At 72.6% G+C, this 20,403-nt stretch carries 19 protein-coding genes; 11 read left to right on the forward strand and 8 right to left on the reverse strand.

The genetic code is table 11. The features are described 5' to 3' along the window. Window positions 1-38: 38 nt before the first annotated feature. On the reverse strand, window positions 39-692 hold the full coding sequence (locus B1759_RS01500; protein ID WP_095513262.1) for a hypothetical protein: 654 nt from the start codon (window positions 690-692) through the stop codon (window positions 39-41). 276 nt (window positions 693-968) lie between these two features. Here B1759_RS01500 and umuD point away from each other — a divergent pair, with 276 nt between their 5' ends. Beyond that, window positions 969-1,421 (forward strand): translesion error-prone DNA polymerase V autoproteolytic subunit, encoded by a 453-nt coding sequence (umuD, locus tag B1759_RS01505; protein WP_095513263.1) that lies wholly within the window; start codon window positions 969-971, stop codon window positions 1,419-1,421. Beyond that, window positions 1,418-2,767, forward strand: coding sequence for a Y-family DNA polymerase (locus B1759_RS01510; protein WP_095513264.1), 1,350 nt, complete (start codon window positions 1,418-1,420; stop codon window positions 2,765-2,767). The genes umuD and B1759_RS01510 overlap by 4 nt, the downstream gene beginning before the upstream one ends. A gap of 34 nt (window positions 2,768-2,801) precedes the next feature. Here B1759_RS01510 and B1759_RS01515 read toward each other — a convergent pair whose 3' ends face one another. Next, window positions 2,802-3,437: a hypothetical protein gene (locus tag B1759_RS01515; protein ID WP_095513265.1), complete on the reverse strand. Its 636-nt coding sequence runs from the start codon at window positions 3,435-3,437 to the stop codon at window positions 2,802-2,804. Between the two features lie 91 nt (window positions 3,438-3,528). Continuing rightward, window positions 3,529-4,743, reverse strand: coding sequence for a pyridoxal phosphate-dependent aminotransferase (locus B1759_RS01520; protein WP_095513266.1), 1,215 nt, complete (start codon window positions 4,741-4,743; stop codon window positions 3,529-3,531). 144 nt (window positions 4,744-4,887) lie between these two features. Here B1759_RS01520 and B1759_RS01525 point away from each other — a divergent pair, with 144 nt between their 5' ends. After that, window positions 4,888-5,940: a lysylphosphatidylglycerol synthase transmembrane domain-containing protein gene (locus tag B1759_RS01525; protein WP_158225060.1), complete on the forward strand. Its 1,053-nt coding sequence runs from the start codon at window positions 4,888-4,890 to the stop codon at window positions 5,938-5,940. A gap of 10 nt (window positions 5,941-5,950) precedes the next feature. On the opposite strand, the gene B1759_RS01530 is transcribed toward B1759_RS01525, so the two are convergent. The 3 genes from B1759_RS01530 to B1759_RS01540 all read right to left on the reverse strand — a co-directional run bounded on the left by B1759_RS01530 (window position 5,951) and on the right by B1759_RS01540 (window position 11,005). Further along, window positions 5,951-7,207, reverse strand: a complete 1,257-nt coding sequence (locus B1759_RS01530) for a YfaP family protein (RefSeq protein WP_095513268.1) — start codon at window positions 7,205-7,207, stop codon at window positions 5,951-5,953. 142 nt (window positions 7,208-7,349) lie between these two features. Further along, on the reverse strand, window positions 7,350-8,000 hold the full coding sequence (locus B1759_RS01535) for a response regulator transcription factor (RefSeq protein ID WP_095513269.1): 651 nt from the start codon (window positions 7,998-8,000) through the stop codon (window positions 7,350-7,352). After that, on the reverse strand, window positions 7,997-11,005 hold the full coding sequence (locus B1759_RS01540; protein WP_095513270.1) for a two-component regulator propeller domain-containing protein: 3,009 nt from the start codon (window positions 11,003-11,005) through the stop codon (window positions 7,997-7,999). The genes B1759_RS01535 and B1759_RS01540 overlap by 4 nt, the downstream gene beginning before the upstream one ends. Before the next feature lie 118 nt (window positions 11,006-11,123). Between B1759_RS01540 and B1759_RS01545 the strand changes: the two genes are divergently transcribed. From B1759_RS01545 to B1759_RS01560, 4 genes are all read left to right on the forward strand, one after another. Next, complete coding sequence (locus tag B1759_RS01545; RefSeq protein ID WP_095513271.1) at window positions 11,124-11,483, forward strand: hypothetical protein; 360 nt, start codon at window positions 11,124-11,126, stop codon at window positions 11,481-11,483. 12 nt (window positions 11,484-11,495) lie between these two features. Then, entirely contained in the window at window positions 11,496-11,852 is a 357-nt protein-coding gene (locus B1759_RS01550) for a hypothetical protein (RefSeq protein ID WP_095513272.1), read from the forward strand. Window positions 11,853-11,892: 40 nt separating this feature from the next. Continuing rightward, window positions 11,893-12,240 carry a hypothetical protein gene (locus tag B1759_RS01555; RefSeq protein WP_095513273.1) on the forward strand — a complete coding sequence of 116 codons (348 nt, stop codon included), beginning with the start codon at window positions 11,893-11,895 and terminating at the stop codon, window positions 12,238-12,240. A gap of 153 nt (window positions 12,241-12,393) precedes the next feature. Further along, a complete protein-coding gene (locus B1759_RS01560; RefSeq protein WP_095513274.1) occupies window positions 12,394-13,884 on the forward strand; it encodes an aldehyde dehydrogenase family protein in 1,491 nt (496 codons plus the stop codon). A gap of 79 nt (window positions 13,885-13,963) precedes the next feature. Here B1759_RS01560 and B1759_RS01565 read toward each other — a convergent pair whose 3' ends face one another. After that, window positions 13,964-14,725, reverse strand: coding sequence for a hypothetical protein (locus B1759_RS01565; protein ID WP_095513275.1), 762 nt, complete (start codon window positions 14,723-14,725; stop codon window positions 13,964-13,966). 275 nt (window positions 14,726-15,000) lie between these two features. On the opposite strand from B1759_RS01565, the gene B1759_RS01570 reads away from it, so the two are divergent. The 4 genes from B1759_RS01570 to B1759_RS01585 all read left to right on the forward strand — a co-directional run bounded on the left by B1759_RS01570 (window position 15,001) and on the right by B1759_RS01585 (window position 18,913). Beyond that, window positions 15,001-16,539 (forward strand): hypothetical protein, encoded by a 1,539-nt coding sequence (locus B1759_RS01570; protein WP_095513276.1) that lies wholly within the window; start codon window positions 15,001-15,003, stop codon window positions 16,537-16,539. Next, window positions 16,536-17,021, forward strand: a complete 486-nt coding sequence (locus tag B1759_RS01575; RefSeq protein ID WP_095513277.1) for a hypothetical protein — start codon at window positions 16,536-16,538, stop codon at window positions 17,019-17,021. Before B1759_RS01570 ends, B1759_RS01575 begins: the two co-directional genes overlap by 4 nt. Beyond that, window positions 17,021-17,896: a hypothetical protein gene (locus B1759_RS01580; protein WP_143537228.1), complete on the forward strand. Its 876-nt coding sequence runs from the start codon at window positions 17,021-17,023 to the stop codon at window positions 17,894-17,896. Before B1759_RS01575 ends, B1759_RS01580 begins: the two co-directional genes overlap by 1 nt. A gap of 387 nt (window positions 17,897-18,283) precedes the next feature. Further along, complete coding sequence (locus tag B1759_RS01585) at window positions 18,284-18,913, forward strand: hypothetical protein (protein ID WP_095513279.1); 630 nt, start codon at window positions 18,284-18,286, stop codon at window positions 18,911-18,913. An 18-nt stretch (window positions 18,914-18,931) separates the two neighbouring features. On the opposite strand, the gene B1759_RS01590 is transcribed toward B1759_RS01585, so the two are convergent. After that, the gene (locus tag B1759_RS01590; RefSeq protein ID WP_095513280.1) at window positions 18,932-20,401 is read right to left on the reverse strand and encodes an exopolysaccharide biosynthesis polyprenyl glycosylphosphotransferase; all 1,470 of its coding nucleotides are present in this window, start codon (window positions 20,399-20,401) and stop codon (window positions 18,932-18,934) included. Window positions 20,402-20,403: the final 2 nt, after the last annotated feature.

Below are 20,403 nucleotides of genomic sequence, written 5' to 3' on the forward strand. Positions count from 1 at the left end.
GGGGTCCGGAAAGTACCGCCTCGCCCGAGGGCCGCGCGCTACAGGCGGACCCCGAGGTAGACGCGGATCGGTCCGCCGAACCGCAACCTCGTGCGCTGCTCGCCTTCGGGAAGGTCGACGATGACGTTCCCGTTTACGTCCGCACCGCGCGTCCGCTCCACGTTGAGCCCCAACGACGTCACTGAGCCCAGGTAGAGCGGACCGACCGTCCGCAGTTCGACACGCGTCAGGACTCCCAGCCCGAGCGCGTCGATCTGGCGCCCGTCCTCGTCCACGACAGGGGTCGAGAACTCGGGGTCCGCGTGCCCGACGAGGAGGTCGTCGGTCTGCCGCCGGGCGAAGGCCTGGAGGCCCGTCGCGTAGAACACCCGCTCCGGCGCGATCATCCCGCCGGTCTCGACGCTGAGCGAGACCGTCCGGGCGTCCCGCCCGCCGTCGATCGTCTCGCCGTACAACCCGATCGGGGCGTCGGATGTGAACGGCTGGCGGTCCAACGCGACCCCGACGGAGAGCCCGTCGGAGACCCAGTAGCGCGCCTCGGCGCTGAAGTCGAGGAGGCCCCCACTCAGCGCGAGCGCGACATCGCCGGTAACCGTGTCGTACGGACTGGACGGCGGAGCATCGGGCGTCTGCGCGTCGACGCCCCCCGCGACGAGGAGAGCAAGGAGACAGAGGCGAAGTGTCGAAGCCATGGTCGGAGGAGAAGGCCGTCCAAAGTATAGAGCATAATGCGCTCGATGTTCAGCATATATCCCCGGAGGTGGCCCGCGCGGCCGAGCGAAAGGTCCACTGCGATGCAGAAGGAGACCGTCGAGACCTGGGCGAGTGCCCCCACTGCCGACGGCGGGATCGCCGTCCGCAGCGGTCCGAGGTCGTTCAGGAACGTCAGACACATCCTTCACACACCCTGACAGCGGAGATGACAGCCTGGAGGCGCCACCTTCGACCTCCCCTCTCCCCCGCGCTCCATGACGACCACCCCGCCGGCGCCCCTCGTCGGCCGGACCGCCGTCCCCCGTCCCCTCTTCCAAGACCCGTGCCCGGCGGGTTTCCCTTCGCCCGCCTCGGACTACGTCGAGCGCGCGCTCGACCTCAACGAGCTGGTCATCTCCGACCCTGCGGCGACCTACTACGTCCGCGCCGAGGGCCGGAGCGAGATGCGAGCGGGCGTCTGGTCGGGCGACCTGCTCGTCATCAACGCCGCGCTGATACCTGCCCACGGCGACCTCGTGGTGGCGTTCGTCGACGGCGAGCACACCGTGAAGCGCTTCTGCCGCGACCGGACGGGCGTCTACCTCGCCCCGGACCCACTCCCCGAGGAGGCGCACCGCTACGCCGAGATCCGCTTTTCGGACGGCCAGGAGTTGCTCATCACCGGCGTCGTGACGCACGTCATCCGTACCCTCCGGCGCCAGCCATGACCGAGCGCCGCCGCCTGATCGCGTTCGTCGACTGCTCGGCGTTCTACTGCTCCTGCGAGCAGCTCTTCCGCCCGGACCTCCGGGGGAGGCCGGTCGTGGTGCTGTCCAACAACGACGGCTGCGTGATCGCTCGGACGGAGGAGGCCAAGGCACTGGGCGTCCCGATGGGCGCGCCGTTCTACAAGATCCGCGGGCAGCTCCGACGCGACGGCGTGGCGGTCTTCAGCTCCAACTATGCGCTCTACCACGACCTCTCGTCGCGCGTAGAGCAGGTGCTCGGCCGGTTCTCGCCGGATGTCGAGAAGTACTCCATCGACGAGGCCTTCCTCGGCCTCAACGCCGACCCCGGCCGCCCCGAGGCGGAACGGGAGCGTCTGGAGGGTCTCGCCCGCGACATCCGCGCCGCGGTCTGGGCGGCGACCCGCATCCCGGTTCGCGTGTCCATCGCCGAGACGAAAACGCTCGCCAAGGTCGGCGCCGAGCACGCGCGCACCCTCGCCCACCCGACCGTCTGCCTCTGGGGCCACCCGGACCGCCACGGCATCCTGGCCCGGCTGCCGGTCGGCGAGGTGTGGGGCGTCGGGCCGCGGTGGGCGAAGCGGCTCGTCGGCGACGGCGCGGTGACCGCGGCCGGGCTGGCGGCCCTGCCCGACGACCACCTCCGCCGTCACTACAACGTGGTCCTCCTGCGGACGGCGATGGAGTTGCGCGGCGTCTCGTGCATCCCGCTCGACCGCTGCCCCCCGCCCCGGCGGACGCTGATCCGCAGCCGGATGTTCGGGACCGCGCTCACCGACCCCGCCCTGATCGGCCGCGCGGTCGGGCTCCACGCCTCCACGGCCGCAGCCCAGCTTCGCGCCCAGTCGCTGGCCGCGCAGGTGGTCGAGGTGTTCGTGACGACGGGCCGCTACGGGGCGCCGGTCCACCACGGCCGGGCGATGATCGAACTGGCGACGCCGACCAACGACACGTTCGCGCTCGTCGGCGCGGCACGGTCCCTGGTGGCGTCGTGCGTCCGCACGGCCCCGAATGGCGACCCGTACCGTTACAAGAAAGCGGGCGTGATGCTGTCCGCGCTGAGCCCCGCCGGGCAGGCCCAGGCTGACCTGTTCCGCACGCCCGTTCGCGAGCGGCCCGCGCTGATGGAGGCCATCGACGGCATCACACACCGGTTCGGGGCGGGCGCGGTGGCCATCGCCGCGCAGGGGACGCCCGACGAGTTGCGGGCCGTGCTCGCAGGCGTGCCGGGCGCCGCGTGGGGCATGAAGCGCGAGCACCTCTCCCCGCGCTACACGTCGCGCTGGGCCGAGATCCCGCCCGCCTCGGTCACGCTGCGGGCCCGGTGACACCCGACGCGCCGGTGCGCCGGGCGGCCTCCGCTCAGCCGCCGCGCGAGAACAGCAGCCGGAGGCTCGCCCCGTACGAGAGGTCGTAGCGCAGCGTGCCCTGACTGGTCCGGAAGCCGGAGTCGTCGGCCACCGAGACGGTCGGCTCGATGATGAGCGGCGCGGCCCGCGTGGGCACCACGATGCCCAGCGCGAGGCCGAGGCCGACGGTTCCGTCCGCGTCCGTCCGCCCGTCCAGTTCGGAGAGCATGGCGACCGACGCCTGGGGTACGAGTGTCACGCCCCCGGCCTCGACGCGGCCCGCCACACTCGCGCCGAGCACCACGCTCGTGCCATCGGCGTAGGCCGCGCGGACGTGACTGAGCCCGGCCGTCAGCCCCAGCCAGGCGGCCGGGCCAGCGAGCGGGTAGACGGTGCCCGTGCCCGTCGCGCTCCACCCGTCGAGGTAGCTGGCGCTCGGCCGGACGTAGGCCACCGTCGCCGCCAGATCCACCCGGGGCGCCACGGTCCCGACCACATCGACGCCGAGAGAGGTGACGTCCACCTTGGTGGTGTGGAGCCCCGAGGCCCCGACAGTCGCGCCCGTCTGGCCGGACCCGTGGTACGGAGCCTGGGCGAGGACAGGCACGGAGGATCCGAGCAGGAGCAGAAGAGCGAGCAGGCGAATCACGGGCACACGAGAGATCGGCCGCACAACCTACGCGACGCGCCACACGGCGAGACGGCCCGGCGCGTCCACGAGGCGGGCCCTCCCGGGCGGGCTACCCCTCCGCCCGCACCCGGTCCGCGAATCGCGTGATCCGGCGGACGGCCTCCTTCACCTTGTCGAGCGACGTTGCGTACGAGCACCGGAGGTAGCCCTCGCCGCTGGGCCCGAACGCCGAGCCCGGCACGCAGGCGACGTGCTCCTCCTGGAGCAGCCGCTGTGCGAAGTCCTCCGACGACAGGCCCGTCGACGTGATGTCGGGGAACGCGTAGAAGGCGCCCTCCGGCTCGAAGGTCGGCAGTCCGGCCGCGTTCAGACCGTCCACGATGACGCGGCGGCGCGCGTCGTAGGCCTGCCGCATGGTCTCGACGTCGTCCTGCGCCTCGCGGATGCCCGCCAGCGCGCCCACCTGCGACATCGTCGGGGCCGACATCACGACGTACTGGTGGGCCTTGTACATCTGGTCCATGATCGGCTTTGGGGCGCACGCGTAGCCGATGCGCCAGCCCGTCATAGCGTAGCCCTTCGAGAACCCGCCGAGCAGGATCGTCCGCTCGTAAAGGCCCGGCAGCGTGGGCACCGAGACGTGGCCGCGGTCGTGGGCCTCGCCGTAGACCAGGCGGTCGTAGATCTCGTCCGACAGCACGAACAGGTCGTGCTCCACCACCACCTCGGCGATCGCCTCGAGGGTGTCGCGGCGGAGGACGGCGCCCGTCGGGTTGTTGGGGTACCCGAGGAAGAGCATCTTCGTCTTGTCCGTGATCCGGGAGCGGATGTCCTCGGCGGTGACCTGGAAGTCGTTCTCGGCGCGCGTCGGCACCCACACCACCTTGCCGCCGCAGAACTCGGCCGTCGGGCCGTAGCTCACGAAGCAGGGCTCCGGGATCAGGATCTCGTCGCCGGGGTCGACCACGGCCAGCATCGCGATCATCATGGCCTCGGAGGCGCCGATGGTGGCGATGATCTCGTTCTTGGGCTCGTAGCTCAGCCCGTAGAGGCGGTCCATCTCGCCCGCGATGGCGACCCGGAGGTCGGCCAGGCCGAGGTTGGCGGTGTAGCCGGTCATGCCCGCGTCGAGCGACGCCTTGGCCGCGTCGATGATGGGCTGCGGCGAGACGAAGTCGGGCTCGCCGATGCCGAGCGAGATCACGTCGTCCATGGTGGCGGCGATCTCGAAGAAGCGCCGGATGCCGGACGGCGGAACGCTGCGGATGCGCTCGGAAAGACGGCCTGCGAGGCGGGCGGACGTGTCGATGGTGGGGGTCTCCATGGGGGCGGTCGGGCTCGGGATGGCCGGAAGCTACCCCGCCCGCGACCTGCGAGGCGGCGGCCCGAGACGGATGTGGAAGACGTGACGAGGGACCACACCGGACCCCGCCGAGTTGACCGCCTTCCGCTGCTTCCGCCGTTCCTCGTGACCGTCACGCTCCCGTCCACCCGCCGGCTCCTCTGGGCCGCAGCCTGGCTGATCCCGCTGGGCGTGCTGCTGAACGTGGGCGTGACGCTGCTCACGACGGACTTCCGCTACCTCCGGGAGGTCGGGAGCGTCTCGCCGCTGGCGGTGGGCGCCACCGTGGCGCTGGCGCTCCTGCCGTGGGCGACCCAGAGCCTCCGGATCGGCATCTGGACGCACTTCGTGGGCCACCCGGTCGGCTTTCGGTCCGGACTGCGGGTGGCAGCGGGCGGGGTGCTGGGCTCGGCGGTCACGCCGACGGCCGTCGGCGGGGGAACCATCCGCTGGGCGCTCGCGACACGCTACGGGCTGCCTCCAGGCAAGGCGGCCTCCCTGCTGGCCGTCGAAGCGGTCGAGGACCTCCTGTTCTTCGCCGTCGCGCTCCCGGCGGCCCTCCTGCTTTCCCAGGCGGACGAGGCGTCGGCCATCCGGCGGCTCGCGACCTCGCCCGCCCAGGCGCTCGACGACCCCGTGTGGGTCGGCCTCGGCGTCACCGCCGCCGGGCTCCTGCTCGTCGGCACGGCCGCACGGCTGGCGGTGCGCGGCCAGTTCGGCGCGACCTGGCGGCGGCGGACCGTCCGCGGAGCCGCGCGGCTCCGGGCCTCGCTCCGCTCCGTGACGACGGACATCCGCTACGTGCTCGGCCTCGTCGCCCGACACGGCAAGCGCCGGTTCGCGCTCTCCCTCTCGCTGACGGCCGTCCAGTGGATCGCACGCTACTCGCTGGCCACGCTCGTGATCGCGCTGCTGGGCGGCCCGCTTCGGCCGTACCTGTTCTGGGTGCTGTCGTGGGCCACCTACGCCGTTTCGTCGGCCGTGCCGACGCCGGGCGCGGCGGGCGCTGCCGAGGCCACGTTCTACGTGCTCCACGCCCCGTTCGTGGACGCCCAGCGGCTGGTGGTGGCGACTGCGGCATGGCGACTGCTCATGTTCTACGTGCCCGCGCTGGTCGCGGTGGTGGCGTTCCCGGCGCTCGGGGCGGTCGAACGCCGGAAGGCGCCCGTCACGCCGTAGCGCGCCCGGCTCACTTCGCGGCATCCTCCCGAGGCGGGGCGAACCGGGGTGGAAGCCGCCTCGCCGTCCGGGCGCTGCCGACGGTGAACGTGGTCACGGCGTCGGTCTGGCCGGTCGAGACGCTGCCCGTGAACGTCTGCGTCCGCCCCGCGACGACGGTCGTGACGCGCCACGCCGAAGGGCTGGCACCGGCGTAGTGATCGACCTGGACGGTGTAGGTGCCTGCGGGCGCCCCGTTGGTCGGCCAGAAGATGTTCTCCGGCCCGAACCCGCTCGTGTCGTCCACGTCGAGCTGGCCGCCGGACGCCGAGGTGCGGTTGCCGTAGTAGATGCGCTCGCCTGCCGGGTCGGTGACCCAGAGGTCGAGGTCGGCGGTCGTGTTCCAGGTGAGCGAGACCTGCACGTCGCCGCCGCCCCCTGCGAGGAGGGCGCGGGCGTCGTCGATGAGCTGCTGCACCTGCGCCTCGGTGAGCGCGTTGCGGGAGAGGGCGCCGCTGGCGAGCCCGAGCGCGGCCTCGACGCACGCGACCGGGTTGGCGCCCGCGCACTCGCCGATGGCGCCCGCCGCGCCGACTGCGTTGAAGAACGCGTTCGTGCCCTCCAGTTCGGCACTGGCCGTCCCGTGACGGTTGCGGTACTCGGTGAGCACGCCGACGACGGCGCCCGCGCACCCCAGCGCCCCGCCCCCCGCGACGGTGGCTCCAATGGGCCCCGTCACCGGGATCGACCCGAGCCCGACGACGACCGTGATCGTGCACCCGACGATCCCGACGCCCAGCCCCGCCGCGTTGGCCACCTCCCCCACCGACGGCGGGGCCTGCCCAGCCCGGCGCGCCTCGGCGAAGGCGCGGACCCGCCGCGCAGCGTCCGCATCGACGGTCACGTCCCGGACGACCGTGCTTTCGCCGGACGGCATGATCACGACCACGTCGGCGAGGTCGGACCGGACGTTGGCGTACACGAGCACCACCTCGCCGACCGTCGCCGTCGTGGGCATCCCGTCGGCGCCGAGGGTGACGACCAGTTCCAGGCCCGCGCGGTCGCGCAGGGCGACCCGGTGGAGGCGGTCGGCGGCGTCCAGTTCCACCGCCATTGTCTCGCCGGACTGATGGGTGAACACGTAGGGCCGGTCGGGGTCGTCCGTGGGCGCGGCGGCGAGGCCCATGAACGAGCCCTCCACCGGTTCCTCCTCGGGCTCGCCGCCTCCCACGAGGTCGCACCCGGCGACGAGAACGGCCAGCAGGACGAGGAGCGGGAGAGCACGCATGGGACGACGAGGAGTACCGTCCGCAGCGTAGGGCATCCGCCCCTCCGCTCGCCTCCCGAAGGTTCGGGATCTCCCGTCCGCATCGGAACCGGAACCGGGGAACCGACGCCGGAACCGGGGAACCAGATGTCGGAACCTGCCCTCAGACGATCCGCTCGCGGAGCGCCTTCGCGACCGCCCCGCCACGCGACCGCACCTGCAGCTTCGCGTACACGTGCCGCACGTGCGTGTCGACGGTGTGGTAGCTGACGCCCATCCGCGCGGCGACCTCCTTCATCGTCAGCCCGGCGACGAGCAGTTCGAGCGTGTCGTGCTCGCGCGGCGTCAGGCCGTAGTCGGGGCCGGGGGACGCGAGCCGAGCCAGCAGCGTCAGCACGCGCCCGGCGATGAAGCCGTTGATGGGCGCCGCGCCCGCCTGCACCTGGCGGACCGCCTCGATGATGCGGTCGGGCGAGGTCGGCTTGAGGAGATAGCCCGAGGCACCCGCGCAGATGGCCGCGACCACGTTCTCATCCTCCTCGTGCACGGTCAGAATGACGACCCGCGCCGTCGGCACGCGCTCGCGGAACCGTCGCGCGCCCTCGATTCCGTCGATCCCCGGCAGGCCGATGTCCATCAGCACGATGTCCGGCCGGTGCCCGATGTCCAGCGCCTCCTCGGCGGCTTCGACCCGGTCTACGGCCACGGGGCACGCGAGCCCGTCGGCGGCGTCGAGGACGGCTTCCAGACCACCGCGAAGGAGCGCATTGTCTTCCACGAGCCAGACCTGGATCTCTCGGGGCGGGCGGCTCATGGGGCGGGAGGGCGTTCGGCCCACGGTACGGCCCACCGCCGCTGCCGCGCCTCCCGATTCCTCGCGAGGTCGACGGCGAGCGCCACGCGGGTGCCCTCGCCCGGCGCGCTGACCACGTCGAGCGTACCCCCGAGGCGAGCGGCGCGGGCGCGGAGGCTGCCCAGCCCATGCCCCTCGCGGACCACCGCTGGGTCGAAGCCGAGGCCGTCGTCGGCGACAGCCAGCGTGAGGCGGGTCCCCTCCCGGCGAAGAGTAACGGCAACACGGCCCGCCCCGGCATGGCGGATGACGTTGTGGAGGGCCTCCTTGAGGATGAGCATCAGCTCGCGACGGACCGCCATGGGAAGCGGCCCGCCTGGAGCGCCGAGGTCGATGTCGAGCGTGTGGGCATGGCCCTCCAGAAGCCGCTGCGCCACGACCCGGACGCGCCGTCCGAACGCCTCTACGGAGTCGTGCGCCGGGTCGACGGCCCACACGATGTCGCGGAGGGCATCGACCATGGACGTGGCCGCGTCGCGCACGTCGGCGAGGCGCTGGCGGTCGGCGGGCGCGAGGCCGGGGCGGCGGCCCAGCAGGTCTGTGGCGAGCGCGATGCCCGAGAGGTCGCTCGAGAGGTCGTCGTGGAGATCGCCCGCGATGCGGAGGCGCAGGCGCTCGACGGCCAGCAACTGTCCCACACGGACGCGGTAGGCGACGACGCCCAGCCCGAGCAACGCCAGCAGCGCCAGCGCGCGGAACCACCCCGTCTCCCACACGCGCGGCGTCACGCGGACGGGCAAAACGGCCTCGTGCTCGGACGCCACGCCGTCGGGCGTCACGGCCCGCACGCGGAGCGTGTAGTCGCCCGGCGGGAGCGCCGTGTAGCGGGCCTGCCGCTGCGTGCCCGCCTCCACCCACCCGTCGTCCAGCCCGTCGAGGCGGTAGCGGTAGCGAGTCGCAGCAGGGTCGGCGAACCTGAGGGCCGAGAAGGTGACCGTGAGCGTCCGCTCGGCGGGACCGAGCACGAGCCGGTCGAGCGCTCGCGTGTCGACGGCCCGCGAGCCTGCGCGCGAGGCCACCTCGGCACCGACGAGCACGACCGTCGGGGCCCGCTCGTCGGCACGGATCGCATCGGGGTCGAAGGCCACGACTCCCTCGGCCCCGCCGAGCCAGATCCGCCCATCGCGCGTCCGCAGGCGAGCCGCACGGTTGAACTCCATCATCCCGATGCCGTCGGCGAGGTCGTAGGCAGCCACGTCTCCGGTGGCGGGGTCGAAGCGGGCGAGGCCGCGGCTGGTGCCGAGCCAGAGCCGGTTCCGGGCGTCGGGCTGGATGCTGTAGACGACCGTGCCCGGCAGTCCGTCGGCGGTGGTGAGGTGGCGGAGAATGCGGTCCGCCCGGGCATGGTAGAGGCCCGAGGCGGTCGCGACCCAGACGCCGCCGTCGCCGTCGGGGTGGAGGTCGTAGGTGGCTTCGCCCGTGAGCCGCCCATCGCCATCGTCCGCCAGGGGAACGGGCAGGAACCGGCCTGCGGCGAGGTCGAAGCGGTCGAGGCCGCCCCACGGCTGCCCCAGCCAGAGGTGGCCTCCGTCGGCACGGACGGTGTTGACCACGTCACGGCTCGGCCCCCGGCCGTCGCCGGTCATGGGGAACGAGGTCACGACGCCCGTGGCCGGGTCGACGCGGACGAGCCCCCCGAAGGACGACACCCAGATGCGGCCGTCGGCGTCCTCGGCGAGGCTCGTCGCGACAGAACCGCCCAGCGCCTCGGCCACGCCGGGGACGACTCGGGCTCGCCCCGTCTGAGTGTCGACCTGGGCGAGTCCGCTCCCGCCGCCGGCCCAGAGCCGCCCGCGCGAGTCGACCAGCAGCGCCCAGAGGCTCCACAGGACCGGACCCCGCGGGCCGCCCACGCCGAACCGCTGGACGCGGCCGGTGACCGGGTCCAGCCGGTCGAGGCCGCCGTCGAACGAGCCCACCCAGATGCGGCCCTCGGCGTCCTCGGCCAGCGCCGAAACGGCGGGCGTGGAGAGCGACGCCGGGTCGCGCGGCCGGTGGCCGAACGTCCGGAACGGCTTCTGCGCCGGGTCCCAGCGGTAGACGCCGCCGTAGGTCCCCACCCAGACCGCGCCCGTCCGGTCCTCGGCGACGGCACGGACGTAGTTGTGGATCCAGTCGGGCCGCTCGGGGTCGACCAGCGCGTCCACACACCCCGCCTCGGCGCAGCGCCGGACCCCCGAGCCGACGCCGCCGATCCACATCTCGCCGTCGCCCAGCGCTTCCACGACGCGAGTCGTGTAGTCGGCTCCTCCATCGACGCGGTCGCCGTCGAAGGCGGCGGGCCCCTCGCCGGTGATCCACGGGCGGCCCTCGCCGTCGAGGTCCAGCGCCAGCGGCGTGCCGTAGGCGGTCTCCACGCGCCACCGTCCCGAGACGCGGCGGCGGCGGACATCCACCTGGACGAGCGAGCGGGACTGCTCGGGCGCGTCGCCGCCCAGCACCCAGAGCGTGTCGGCGCGGAGCGCCAGCCCGTGCGCGACGCCGTCGAGCGCGCGGACGAACCGGCCCGCAGTCTCGTCGAGGCGGAGCAACCCGCCAGCGGAGGCCGCCCACAGCGTCCCGTGCCGGTCGCGGACGATCTCGAACACGCTCCGGTCGCCCGTCGCCCGGTCGGCGGGGACGGCGAACCGCTCGAAGCCCGGCGCCCGCGCCCGGCGCCGCGCCACTCCGTTCTGCGTCCCGATCCACAGGGTCCCGTCGGCGTCCTCGAACAGGGACCGGACGAGGTTGTGCGGCAGCGATGTCGGGTCGGCCGGGTCGTGGCGGTGCGTGACGAACGCGTAGCCATCGTAGCGGTCGAGCCCGTCGAGGGTGCCGAACCACAGGAACCCCTCGCGGTCCTGGTGGATGGCGTAGACCGAGTTGTGAGCCAGCCCGTCGCCCACGTGGAGGCGCGTCCAGCCCTCGGGCGCCTGCGCGACGGCAGACCCGGCCAGCAGAGAGAGGAGCAGGAGGGCGCGGAGCACGCGAAGGGGGAGACCTGCCGCAAAGTATCGCGGCGCTCAACACGCACAAGCACAACCGCTTGCGCGGCATCCCGAGGACTCGGGAGGCGACGCGCCGCCACGCTGTCTTGATTCCGGCATGCGGTGTCCCTCCCCCCTGCCCCGCCTCGGTGCTCTCCTGCTCGCCCTCGCCCTGGTCGGCTGCGACCCGGCCGCGCCGGACGCGACAGTCTCGACGGTCACGCTGCGCAACGAGAACGCCGCGACCGCCCACATCCTGGCCGAGGGCGAGTCCGCGTCGGCATCGACCGAACTGACGAGCGGCACCACACGGCGGGTCGAGGTGGCGCCCGGCGCGCGGGACGAGCAGCGGGCCTTCCGCCTCGTCCGCGACGGCGCCGGGGTGGACGCGATCGACTGCACCATTCTCCAGGGCATCGGCCCTGCCACCGAAGTCCGCTTCACGGCCGAGGGCGGGCTCGTCTGCCTCCGCTGGTAACTCCCTCCCTCCATGCCCCGACTCCTCCTGCTGGCCTCCGCCCTCCTCTTGCCGATGATCGCCGGGTGCGACGGCGCCGCCGACGAACTCGTCCGCGTCGAGGTGAGCCTGTTCAACGACTCGCTCACTCCGACCCACATCTTCTACGAGACCGAAGACTTCGCGCCGTCGAACCAGGTCGCGCCGCTGGGGGGGCGGGTCATCCAGATCGACATCCTGGCCAACGAGGGGACCCCGCAGATCTTCCGCGCCGGCCGCAACGGGACGGTGCTCCAGACGGTCTCGTGCCGCCCCAGTGCGGCGTCGTCCATGGATACGTACCAGGTCGTGTTCGGGGCGGACGGCACGCTCCGGTGTGTGGGGTGGTGACGCCTCCGACCGCTCGATGCCCTCTCGTTCACGCCCCCCCATGCACCGTTTCCCCATCGCCGGCCTCCTTCTCCTGGCCGCACTCCCGCTGGGCTGCGACCTCTTCAGCTCGTCGGACTTCGCGGTCAATCTGGTCAACCAGGACTCGCAGGCCATCCACATCCTGGCGCCTGGCGACGCGTTTTCCCCAGACAACCGCCTCGACCCGGGCGCCAACCGGTTCGCCAACTTCCCGAACGCCACCGGCGCGGAACCGAAGACGTTCCGCGCGGGCGCGAATGGCATGGTGTTCCAGACGGTGACCTGCATGCCCAGCGCCGACAGGGCGCCGTCGAACGCCAACGTGGTGTATCGAGCGTCTGGGCTCCTCGTCTGTGAGGACTGGTAGGGACGGCACCCCGCCCGCCTCGGCGACGCACCGGCCGAGGTGGGCACGCCGCGAGGATGGGAGCGCTTCCGGAATCGCCGCTCGGAGCGCGGACTTGACCGAAGCGCCACACGCGGCTCTCTACCTTGCGGTCCCCCAACCCGAGACCGCTCGATGCCCGAGACCTTCCAGAACTACATCAACGGCCAGTGGGTCGACGCCGCCTCCGGCGCCACCTTCGAGAGCCGCAACCCGGCCCGCCAGTCCGACCTGATCGGCCACTTCCCGGACTCGTCCGCCGACGACGTGGCCGCGGCCGTCGACGCCGCCAAGGCCGCCTTCGACTCGTGGCGCAAGATGCCCGCCCCCAAGCGCGGCGAGATCCTCAAGCGCGTCGGCGACATCATGACGGAGCGCAAGAGCGCGATCGCGCGGGCGATGACGCGCGAGATGGGCAAGCCCTTCTTCGAGACCAAGGGCGACGTGCAGGAGGCCATCGACACGGCCTACTACGCCATGACGATGGGCCGCCAGCTCTTCGGCCACACGGTCCCGTCGGAGATGAACGACAAGTTCAACATGACGGTCCGCCGCCCGATCGGCGTGTGCGGCCTGATCACGGCCTGGAACTTCCCGGTCGCCGTGCCGACGTGGAAGATGTTCCCCGCCATCCTGAGCGGCAACACGGTCGTGTTCAAGCCGAGCGAGGACGCGCCCCACTCCGGGATGCTGCTCGTCCAGGTGATGCACGACGCAGGCGTGCCCCCGGGCGTCGTCAACTTGGTGCAGGGCGCGGGCGTGACGGGCCAGGCCATCGTGGACCATCCCGACGTGCAGGCGATCTCGTTCACGGGCTCCTCGGAGACCGGCGCGGCCATCGCCTCGAAGGCGGCCGAGCGCCACGCGCGCGTCTCGCTGGAGATGGGCGGCAAGAACCCGGCGATCGTGATGGAGGACGCCGACATCGACCTCGCCATGGAGGGCCTCGTCTGGGGCGCCTTCGGCACGACCGGTCAGCGTTGCACGGCGACCTCGCGCCTGATCGTCCACGAGGACGTGCACGACGAGCTGGTCCGCCGCATCGTCGAGGCGGGCGAGAACCTGACGCTCGGCTACGGCAACGACGACGATACCGAGATGGGGCCGCTCATCAACCAGAAGGCGCTCGACAAGGTGACCGGCTACATGGACGTCGCCCGCGAGGACGGCGCCACCATCGCGACCGGCGGCGAGCGCGCCACGGGCGAGGGACTCGACGACGGCTTCTTCTTCAAGCCGACGGTCCTGACCGGCGTGACCCGCGACATGCGGGTCGCCCGCGAGGAGATCTTCGGGCCGGTCCTGTCGGTCATCAAGATCAAGGACTTCGACGAGGCCATCGACATCGCCAACGACGTGATCTACGGGTTGTCGTCGGCGCTCTACACGGCCGACATCAGCCGCGCCTTCCGGGCGCTCCGCGATATCGACGCGGGCATCACGTACATCAACGGGCCAACCATCGGCGCGGAGGCGCACATGAGCTTCGGCGGCGTCAAGGCGACCGGCAACGGCCACCGCGAGGGCGGCTGGGAGGTCTACGACTTCTACACCGAGACCAAGACCTGCTACATCGACTTCTCGGGTGGGCTCCAGCGCGCCCAGATCGACAACTACGACGACTAGGCTTCGGCCCGGCCCCGTCTCTCCTCGCCCGCCTCGGTGACCGTGCCGAGGCGGGCGGGGTCGTGTTCGGCCGGGGCCGTCAGATCTCCTCCCAGTACGGCTCGCCGCGCAGCTCGGCCGGGGCATCGGGGAGCCGGTCCTCGACGGGGTCGTGGCGCGGGTGGCTCTTGCCCCGCACGTACAGCACGAACCGGCGCTTCCGGGGCTCCCGGCGGACTCCGCGCAGAGACCAGCCCTCCTGCCGGAGCAGGTCCTGGTACAGCGCGATGGAGGGCTCGATGGCCTTCCGGTGGACGCCGTCCACGACGAGCCGGTAGTACGTGCCCCGCTCGAGTCCCCAGATCAGCACCCAGCCGACGAGCGTAGCGACGATGGCCATCGGGTAGCGGCCCAGCCCGCACGCGACACCCACGAGCGTCGCCAGGATGACGTGGCCCGTGGCGTGCGCCGCCCCCACGTCCGTCCGGAACCGGAGCAGCCCCCCGATTCCGAACACCACGAGCGCCATCGCCGGACTGAGCACGACGATGGCCGAGACCATCGTGCCGACAACGGCATAGAGCAGGACCGTCTTGGGGTACTCCACCTCCTCCGTGCTCAACGCGCTGCCGTGCCGCCGGGGGTGAAACGCGATGGCCGACGAGAGCAACAAGGCCAGCGCGAGGTCGGCGCAGATCTGGAGGACCACCCGGAGCTCCAGAACCCGGTCCCATCCCCGCACGAACGAGGGGTCGTCCTCGGCGATCCCGTCCGACAGCAGGTCGCCGAGCCCACCGGCCGTGGCCTGGGCGATCTGAAGAACGAGGGCGGGGCCATCTTGAATCAGGTCGAGGAAAGGCATGGCGATCTCTACGCGGGGGGAAGGCAGAGAGGATAGCCAGCCCATCGGCCCGTCAGGGCGCTCTTCCAGAGGGACGTGCAGACGAAACCGACCGGGAGTGGCCCGCCGAACGCCGCGACCTCGGCCGCGCAGTCTCCGCCTCGGCGCGAGCACCGAGGCAGACGGGACCGGGCGCCGGCGGCCCTCCCTCGAACCGACGGGTTCGGACTGGTAAGATCACACCAGGGCGCCGCGGAGATGCAGAGCGAGGTTGACCGCGCCTCCTCTCCCCCGCCATGCTCCGATCCCTCCCCCTCCTCGGCCTCGCGCTCGTCCTCGGCGGCTGCGTGGTCCTGTTCCACCGGGCCGACGTGGACCCGCTCGCGACCACCGCCCCCCAGCAGGTCACGTCGCCGCTCCGCGTGCACCTGACCGACGGCTCGGTCCTCCTTTTCCCGAACGGCGCCGTGTTCGCGGCCGACAGCGTCACGGGCACGGGCGCAACCATGCTCACCGTCCCCGCCAACGAGACGACGGCCGTCCGCGGCGCCCCGATGGACCGCGTGCTGGGCGCCGAGGTGTACTCCACCGACACCAACGTGGAGTCGAGCGTGGCGGCGACGCTGGGCGCCAGCGCGGTGAGCTACGTCGCCATCGGGGTGGCCGCCGTCGTCATCTTCGGCTCGTGCCCGACGGTCTACGTGGACTCGGATGGGACGCCGACGCTCCAGGCCGAGCTGTTCTCGAACAGCATCGCGCCACTGTTCGAGATGCGCGACCGCGACGTGCTGCCGGACGCCGCGCTCCGCGCCGACGGCACGCTCCGGCTGGAGATCCGCAACGAGGCCCTGGAAACGCACTACCTCGACGACCTCGCCGTCGAGGCCGTCACGCACGCGCCCGGCGAGCGGGCCGTGCCGGGGGAGATCGGCACCGCGCTGGTGCTGGGCCGGGAGCGGGCGCCCCTCGCCGCCACCGACCGGACGGGCCGCGACGTGCTCGCCGCGCTCCGCGACGCCGACGACCGCGCCTACGCCACCCTCGACGCCGTCACCGCGGCCGTCACCGAGGACGACCTCACCGACACGGTCACCCTCACCTTCCCCCGCCCCGACGCCGACTCGGCCGCGGTCGCGCTCCGGTTCCGCAGCAGCCTGCTCACGACGGTGCTCCTCTACGAGCACATGCTGGCCGGGCAGGGCGCGCGCGGCCTCGACTGGATCGGGCAGGACATGGCGTCCATCGGGTCCGTCGCCGAGTTCGGCGACTACTACCTCCGCCGGCTCGGGCTGCGCGTCGAGGTGGAGGAGGACGGCGTCTTCCGCGAGGTCGGGCGCGTGGCCGAGGCGGGGCCCATCGCGTGGGCCGAGCGGGCGGTCGTGATCCCGGTGCCCGACGAGGGCGAGCACGTCCGCGTGCGCCTCCGGTTCGTGGCCGACGGCTGGCGCATCGACCGCGCCACCCTGGCGGAGGTGCGGACGGTGACGCCGGAGCGCGTTCCGCTCGCCGAGGTGACCGCGGACGACGGGGCCGAGATGCCCGCGCTGGCGGCGCAGCTCGCGACGACGGACCTGCGCCACGCCGTCCGCGGCCCCGGCAGCGTCTTCCACGCCGCCTTCCGCCCGACGCCCGCGCCCGACGGGCAGCGCCAGACGTTCTTCGTCTCCTCTCAGGGCCACTACATCGAGTGGATGCGCCCCGACTGGCTCCGCCGGCCCGACCAGGGCCGGTTCGTCCCCAACGACTCGACGATGGTCTCGGCCATCGGCACCTGGCGGCGCCTCCGGGCCGACTACGAGGCGCGCTTCGAGTCGTCCATGCTCCCGGTCCGATGATGCGCTCCCTCCTCTTCCTCACCGTCCTTCTCACCGTGAGCGGCTGCACGTTCGGCCTGCGCGGGAGCGACGTGTACCAGGCGCGCGGCGTCACGCTGGCGCTGGAGATGCGCGGCGCGGGGGTGATCGCGGGCGAGTTGCTCACCGTCGAGTCCGGCGCCTTCGTGATCGACGCCGTCGACGAGGTCGCGCGACCGACCCGCGTCGTCCGCGTGCCGATGACGAGCGTGCTCCGGGGCGTAGTCCTCGGCGGGACGCCCTCGCCGGGCGAGATCCGGGACGTGCAGCGCACGCCGCCTGGACTCGAACGCCTGGACCGCCTCTCGGAGAACGGCAACGCCCGCCGCCTCGACCTCCCCCCACTCAGCCGCTTCCCCTACGGCATCCCCGATGCTGCGCTCGACCGGCTCCTCGACGCCCGCGGCCAGACCGAGGTGGCCGGACTCGACCGCGCGCCGACCCGCATGACGCCCCCCCGATGATGCGCCTCCTCCTCCTCGTCCTCGTGCTGGCCGCGCCGGTCGCCGCTCAGCACGCGCATCACGCGCACGCCGCGGCGACGCTCGACTCCGTGCAAGTCGCCTTCCTGGCTGACGCGACGCACGCCCTCGCCGCCTTCGCCGACCCCGCCGACGCGCTGGCGGCAGGCTTCCGCCCGCTCGGCCCCGACATGCCGCACATGGGCCAGCACTGGGTCCACCCCGGCCGGGCCGTCGGGCGCGCGTTCGACGCCGCCGAGCCGTCGATGCTGACCTACCTGCCGGTGGACGGTCGGCAGGTTCTCACCGGTGCCGCCTGGACGATCCCGATCCGAGCGGGCGAGGCGCCCCCGGACTTTCCGTGGCCGGGCGCGTGGCACGCCCACGCCGGGAGGCTAATGGATGAGGCGTTCGGACTCGTCCCCCACGGCGTCCGCGAGGCCGACCGGCCCCGGCTGGCGATGCTGCACGCGTGGACGGGCATCGAGAACCCGGACGGCGTGTTCACGGCCGACAACTGGGCGCTCCCCTTCGCCCGCGCGGGCGTGCCGGTCCCCCACCACGTGACGCCCGAAGCGGGCCGGGCCGTGGCGCTGGCGGCGGGCTACCTGCCCTTCTACCGCGAGGCCGTCGTCCGCGCTGCCGCGCCGCCACCCGATGTTCTCGCGCGAATCGAGGCTGCATTCGCCCATCGCGCGGCGTCTGTCCGCGCCCTGATCGCGGCCGAGCGCGTGCCCGACGTGGAGGCGCTCGCCGCCGAGTGGGCCCGCCTCGGCGCCGAGGTGGAGGCCGTCGCGCCGGACGCGTGGCCGCGGCTGGCGGGGCTGTTCGGCGCGCAGGGCCACACCGGGACGCACGCGATCGCGGAGGGCGACTGAGGGCCGACGTACCTGCCGTCGTGGTCCCGACACCGGAACCATCGCCTGCAAATGCGGGCGTTCGACGCGTGGCGCTCCGGCGGGAAGCACCCCACTCGGCGGCGGCGCCACGTGCGGCCAGATGCTCGGCCGAGCGAGTGTGCTGAGGCGCAGCACGGCAAGCGACTCGGCGTCCTATCCATGATGCTCCTCTTCGAGATATAGGATGAAACCTAGACCAGGGCGCTGACGCGCGCCAGGGCACGTCGGCGCGGCACACGAACGGCGCCCTGTTCCATCACCGCCGCGACCTGATCGACCCGACGGGCCTCCTCCACGGGCGCCGCTGCCCTCCTGACTCCGAGCGAGGCCCGAAGGCTAGTTTGCCTCCCCCTCTTCCCCTGGCCCATGGGACTCTTCTCGTCCGACCCCGCGACCCACTTCCCCCTCGTCACCGGCCGCACGCTCGACGGCGACGATGTCCGCTTCCCGCAGGACCTGCCCGCCGACGCGACGCTGCTGATCGTCTACTTCCAGGACGACCTCGACCCGTTGGCCGACCAGTGGGCCCGCCTCGGCGAACGCATGGCCGAGCCCCTGGACGGTCGCCTGGCGGTCGTCGAGACGCCCGTCGTGGGACGCACGTTCAAGCTGCTCGGCGACCTCGGCACGATGGGCATCCGCGGCCAGGTGGACGACGAGGCGGAGCACGCGCGCACGGTTCCGCTCTACGTCGACACGAAGGTCTTCCGCAAGACGCTCTCGATCAAGACCGGCGACGTGTACGCGTTTCTCCTCGCCCGCGACGGCCGGATCGCGTGGCGCGGCGAGGGCGCCATCGACATGGACGAGATCCACGACCTGGAGGCCGCCGTCGCCGACGTGCTCGCAGCCCCGATCCCAGCGCCCACCGACCACCCGGACCTCGACGCCGAGGCGGACGACGCAGAGCCGGAGGCCGATGCACCGAAGACGGAGGGCGAGGCTCCGGAGGTCGACTCGTCCGGGACGGACGGCGAGGACCCGAGCGCCCCTTGATGTCTGGCGGCGGGCGCCTCAGTACGCCCCCGACCCCTTCATCACCACGCGGACGGTCCGCACCAGGATGACGGCGTCCAGCCACGGCGACCAGTTGCGGACGTAGTACGGGTCCCAGCGCTCCATTCCGAGGTTGCCCGCGTCGCTCCGCCCGGAGACCTGCCACAGCCCCGTGATGCCGGGGCGGACGCGCTCCCGCAGTGCGCGGACGCGCTCGCTCAGTTCCTCGTAGTGGTACGCCGGGAGCGGCCGCGGACCGACGAGGCTCATGTCGCCCATGAGGACGTTCCAGAGCTGAGGCAGTTCGTCGAGGCTCGTCCGGCGGAGGAGGCGGCCGGGGGCGGTGATGCGCGGGTCGCGCTCCAGCTTGAAGTGCTCCTCCCACTCGGCCTTGAGGGCGGGGTCGGCGGCGAGGGCAGCCTGGAGCACGCCCTCGGCGTCGGGCACCATCGTGCGGAGCTTCCAGGCGGGGAAGGTCTCGCCGTCCTCCCCGATGCGCTCCTGCGCGTAGAACGGATTGGCGCGGTCGGACGCCCAGACCCAGAGCGCGAGCAGGCCCACGAGCGGCATCCAGAGCGGCGCCAGCCCGACGACCACGGCGAGGTCGGCGGCCCGCTTCATGAACCGTGGCGCGCGGCGCGTCAGCGTCGACTTGAGCTCCAGGCCGAGGACGCCCGCGATGTCACGCGGCGTGACCCACAGGCTCGGCGCCTCGAACAGGTTGGGGATGATGACGACCGTCTGGTAGCACGACAGCGGCCCTTCGAGGAGCGCGATCTGGTGGTCCGGGTGGTCGTCGGGCAGGGCCAGGAAGGCGACGGCCGCCTCGGGTGCCACGCGCGACGAGTCGCCGACGACCGGGATGGTGTCGAGGTACTCGCCCCACATCGCCTCGTCGTCGCTGAAGACGGCGACCGGCGTGTAGCCGATGCCCCGCTCCTCCTGTAGTTGGCGGACGATCCGCGCGCCCGCCGGGCCCGCTCCGTACACGACGGCCGGGACGCCCCACTGGTCGCTCTTCACGAGCATGCTCTTGATGCTCCACCGGGCCATCGGCACGAACGCGAGCGATAGGATGCCCGCAGCACCCAGCGCGAGGCGGCTCGCCGTCGGGCCGACGCCTGAGTCGGTCGCCAGCCAGAGGCCGACCACGGTGACCGCGAACACGCCCGCGAGCACCCACACGACGCGCCGAAGCTCCTCGACCGCCCCGAGCCCCCAGCCGGGCAGCAGCCCTGCCATCGCGGAGACGGCCAGATACAGCGGCACCACCGCCCACCCGTACCCGACCTCCGACCCGAACTCGCCGACCACCAGTTGCCGCACGAACCCGGCGATCAGCAGCGCGACGGCCAGCGCGAGCGCCTCGCCATAGGCCACCGTGAGTCCGTTGATGACGCGGCGACGGGTGTGGTCTCCGGTGTAGGCACGGGCCAGCTCACGGTACCGCGAGAACGGACGGTCGGGCGTGTGGAGAACGGTTTCCATGG

The sequence above is a fragment of the Rubrivirga sp. SAORIC476 genome, assembly GCF_002283555.1.
In the GTDB taxonomy this organism is placed as follows: Bacteria; Bacteroidota; Rhodothermia; order Rhodothermales; family Rubricoccaceae; genus Rubrivirga.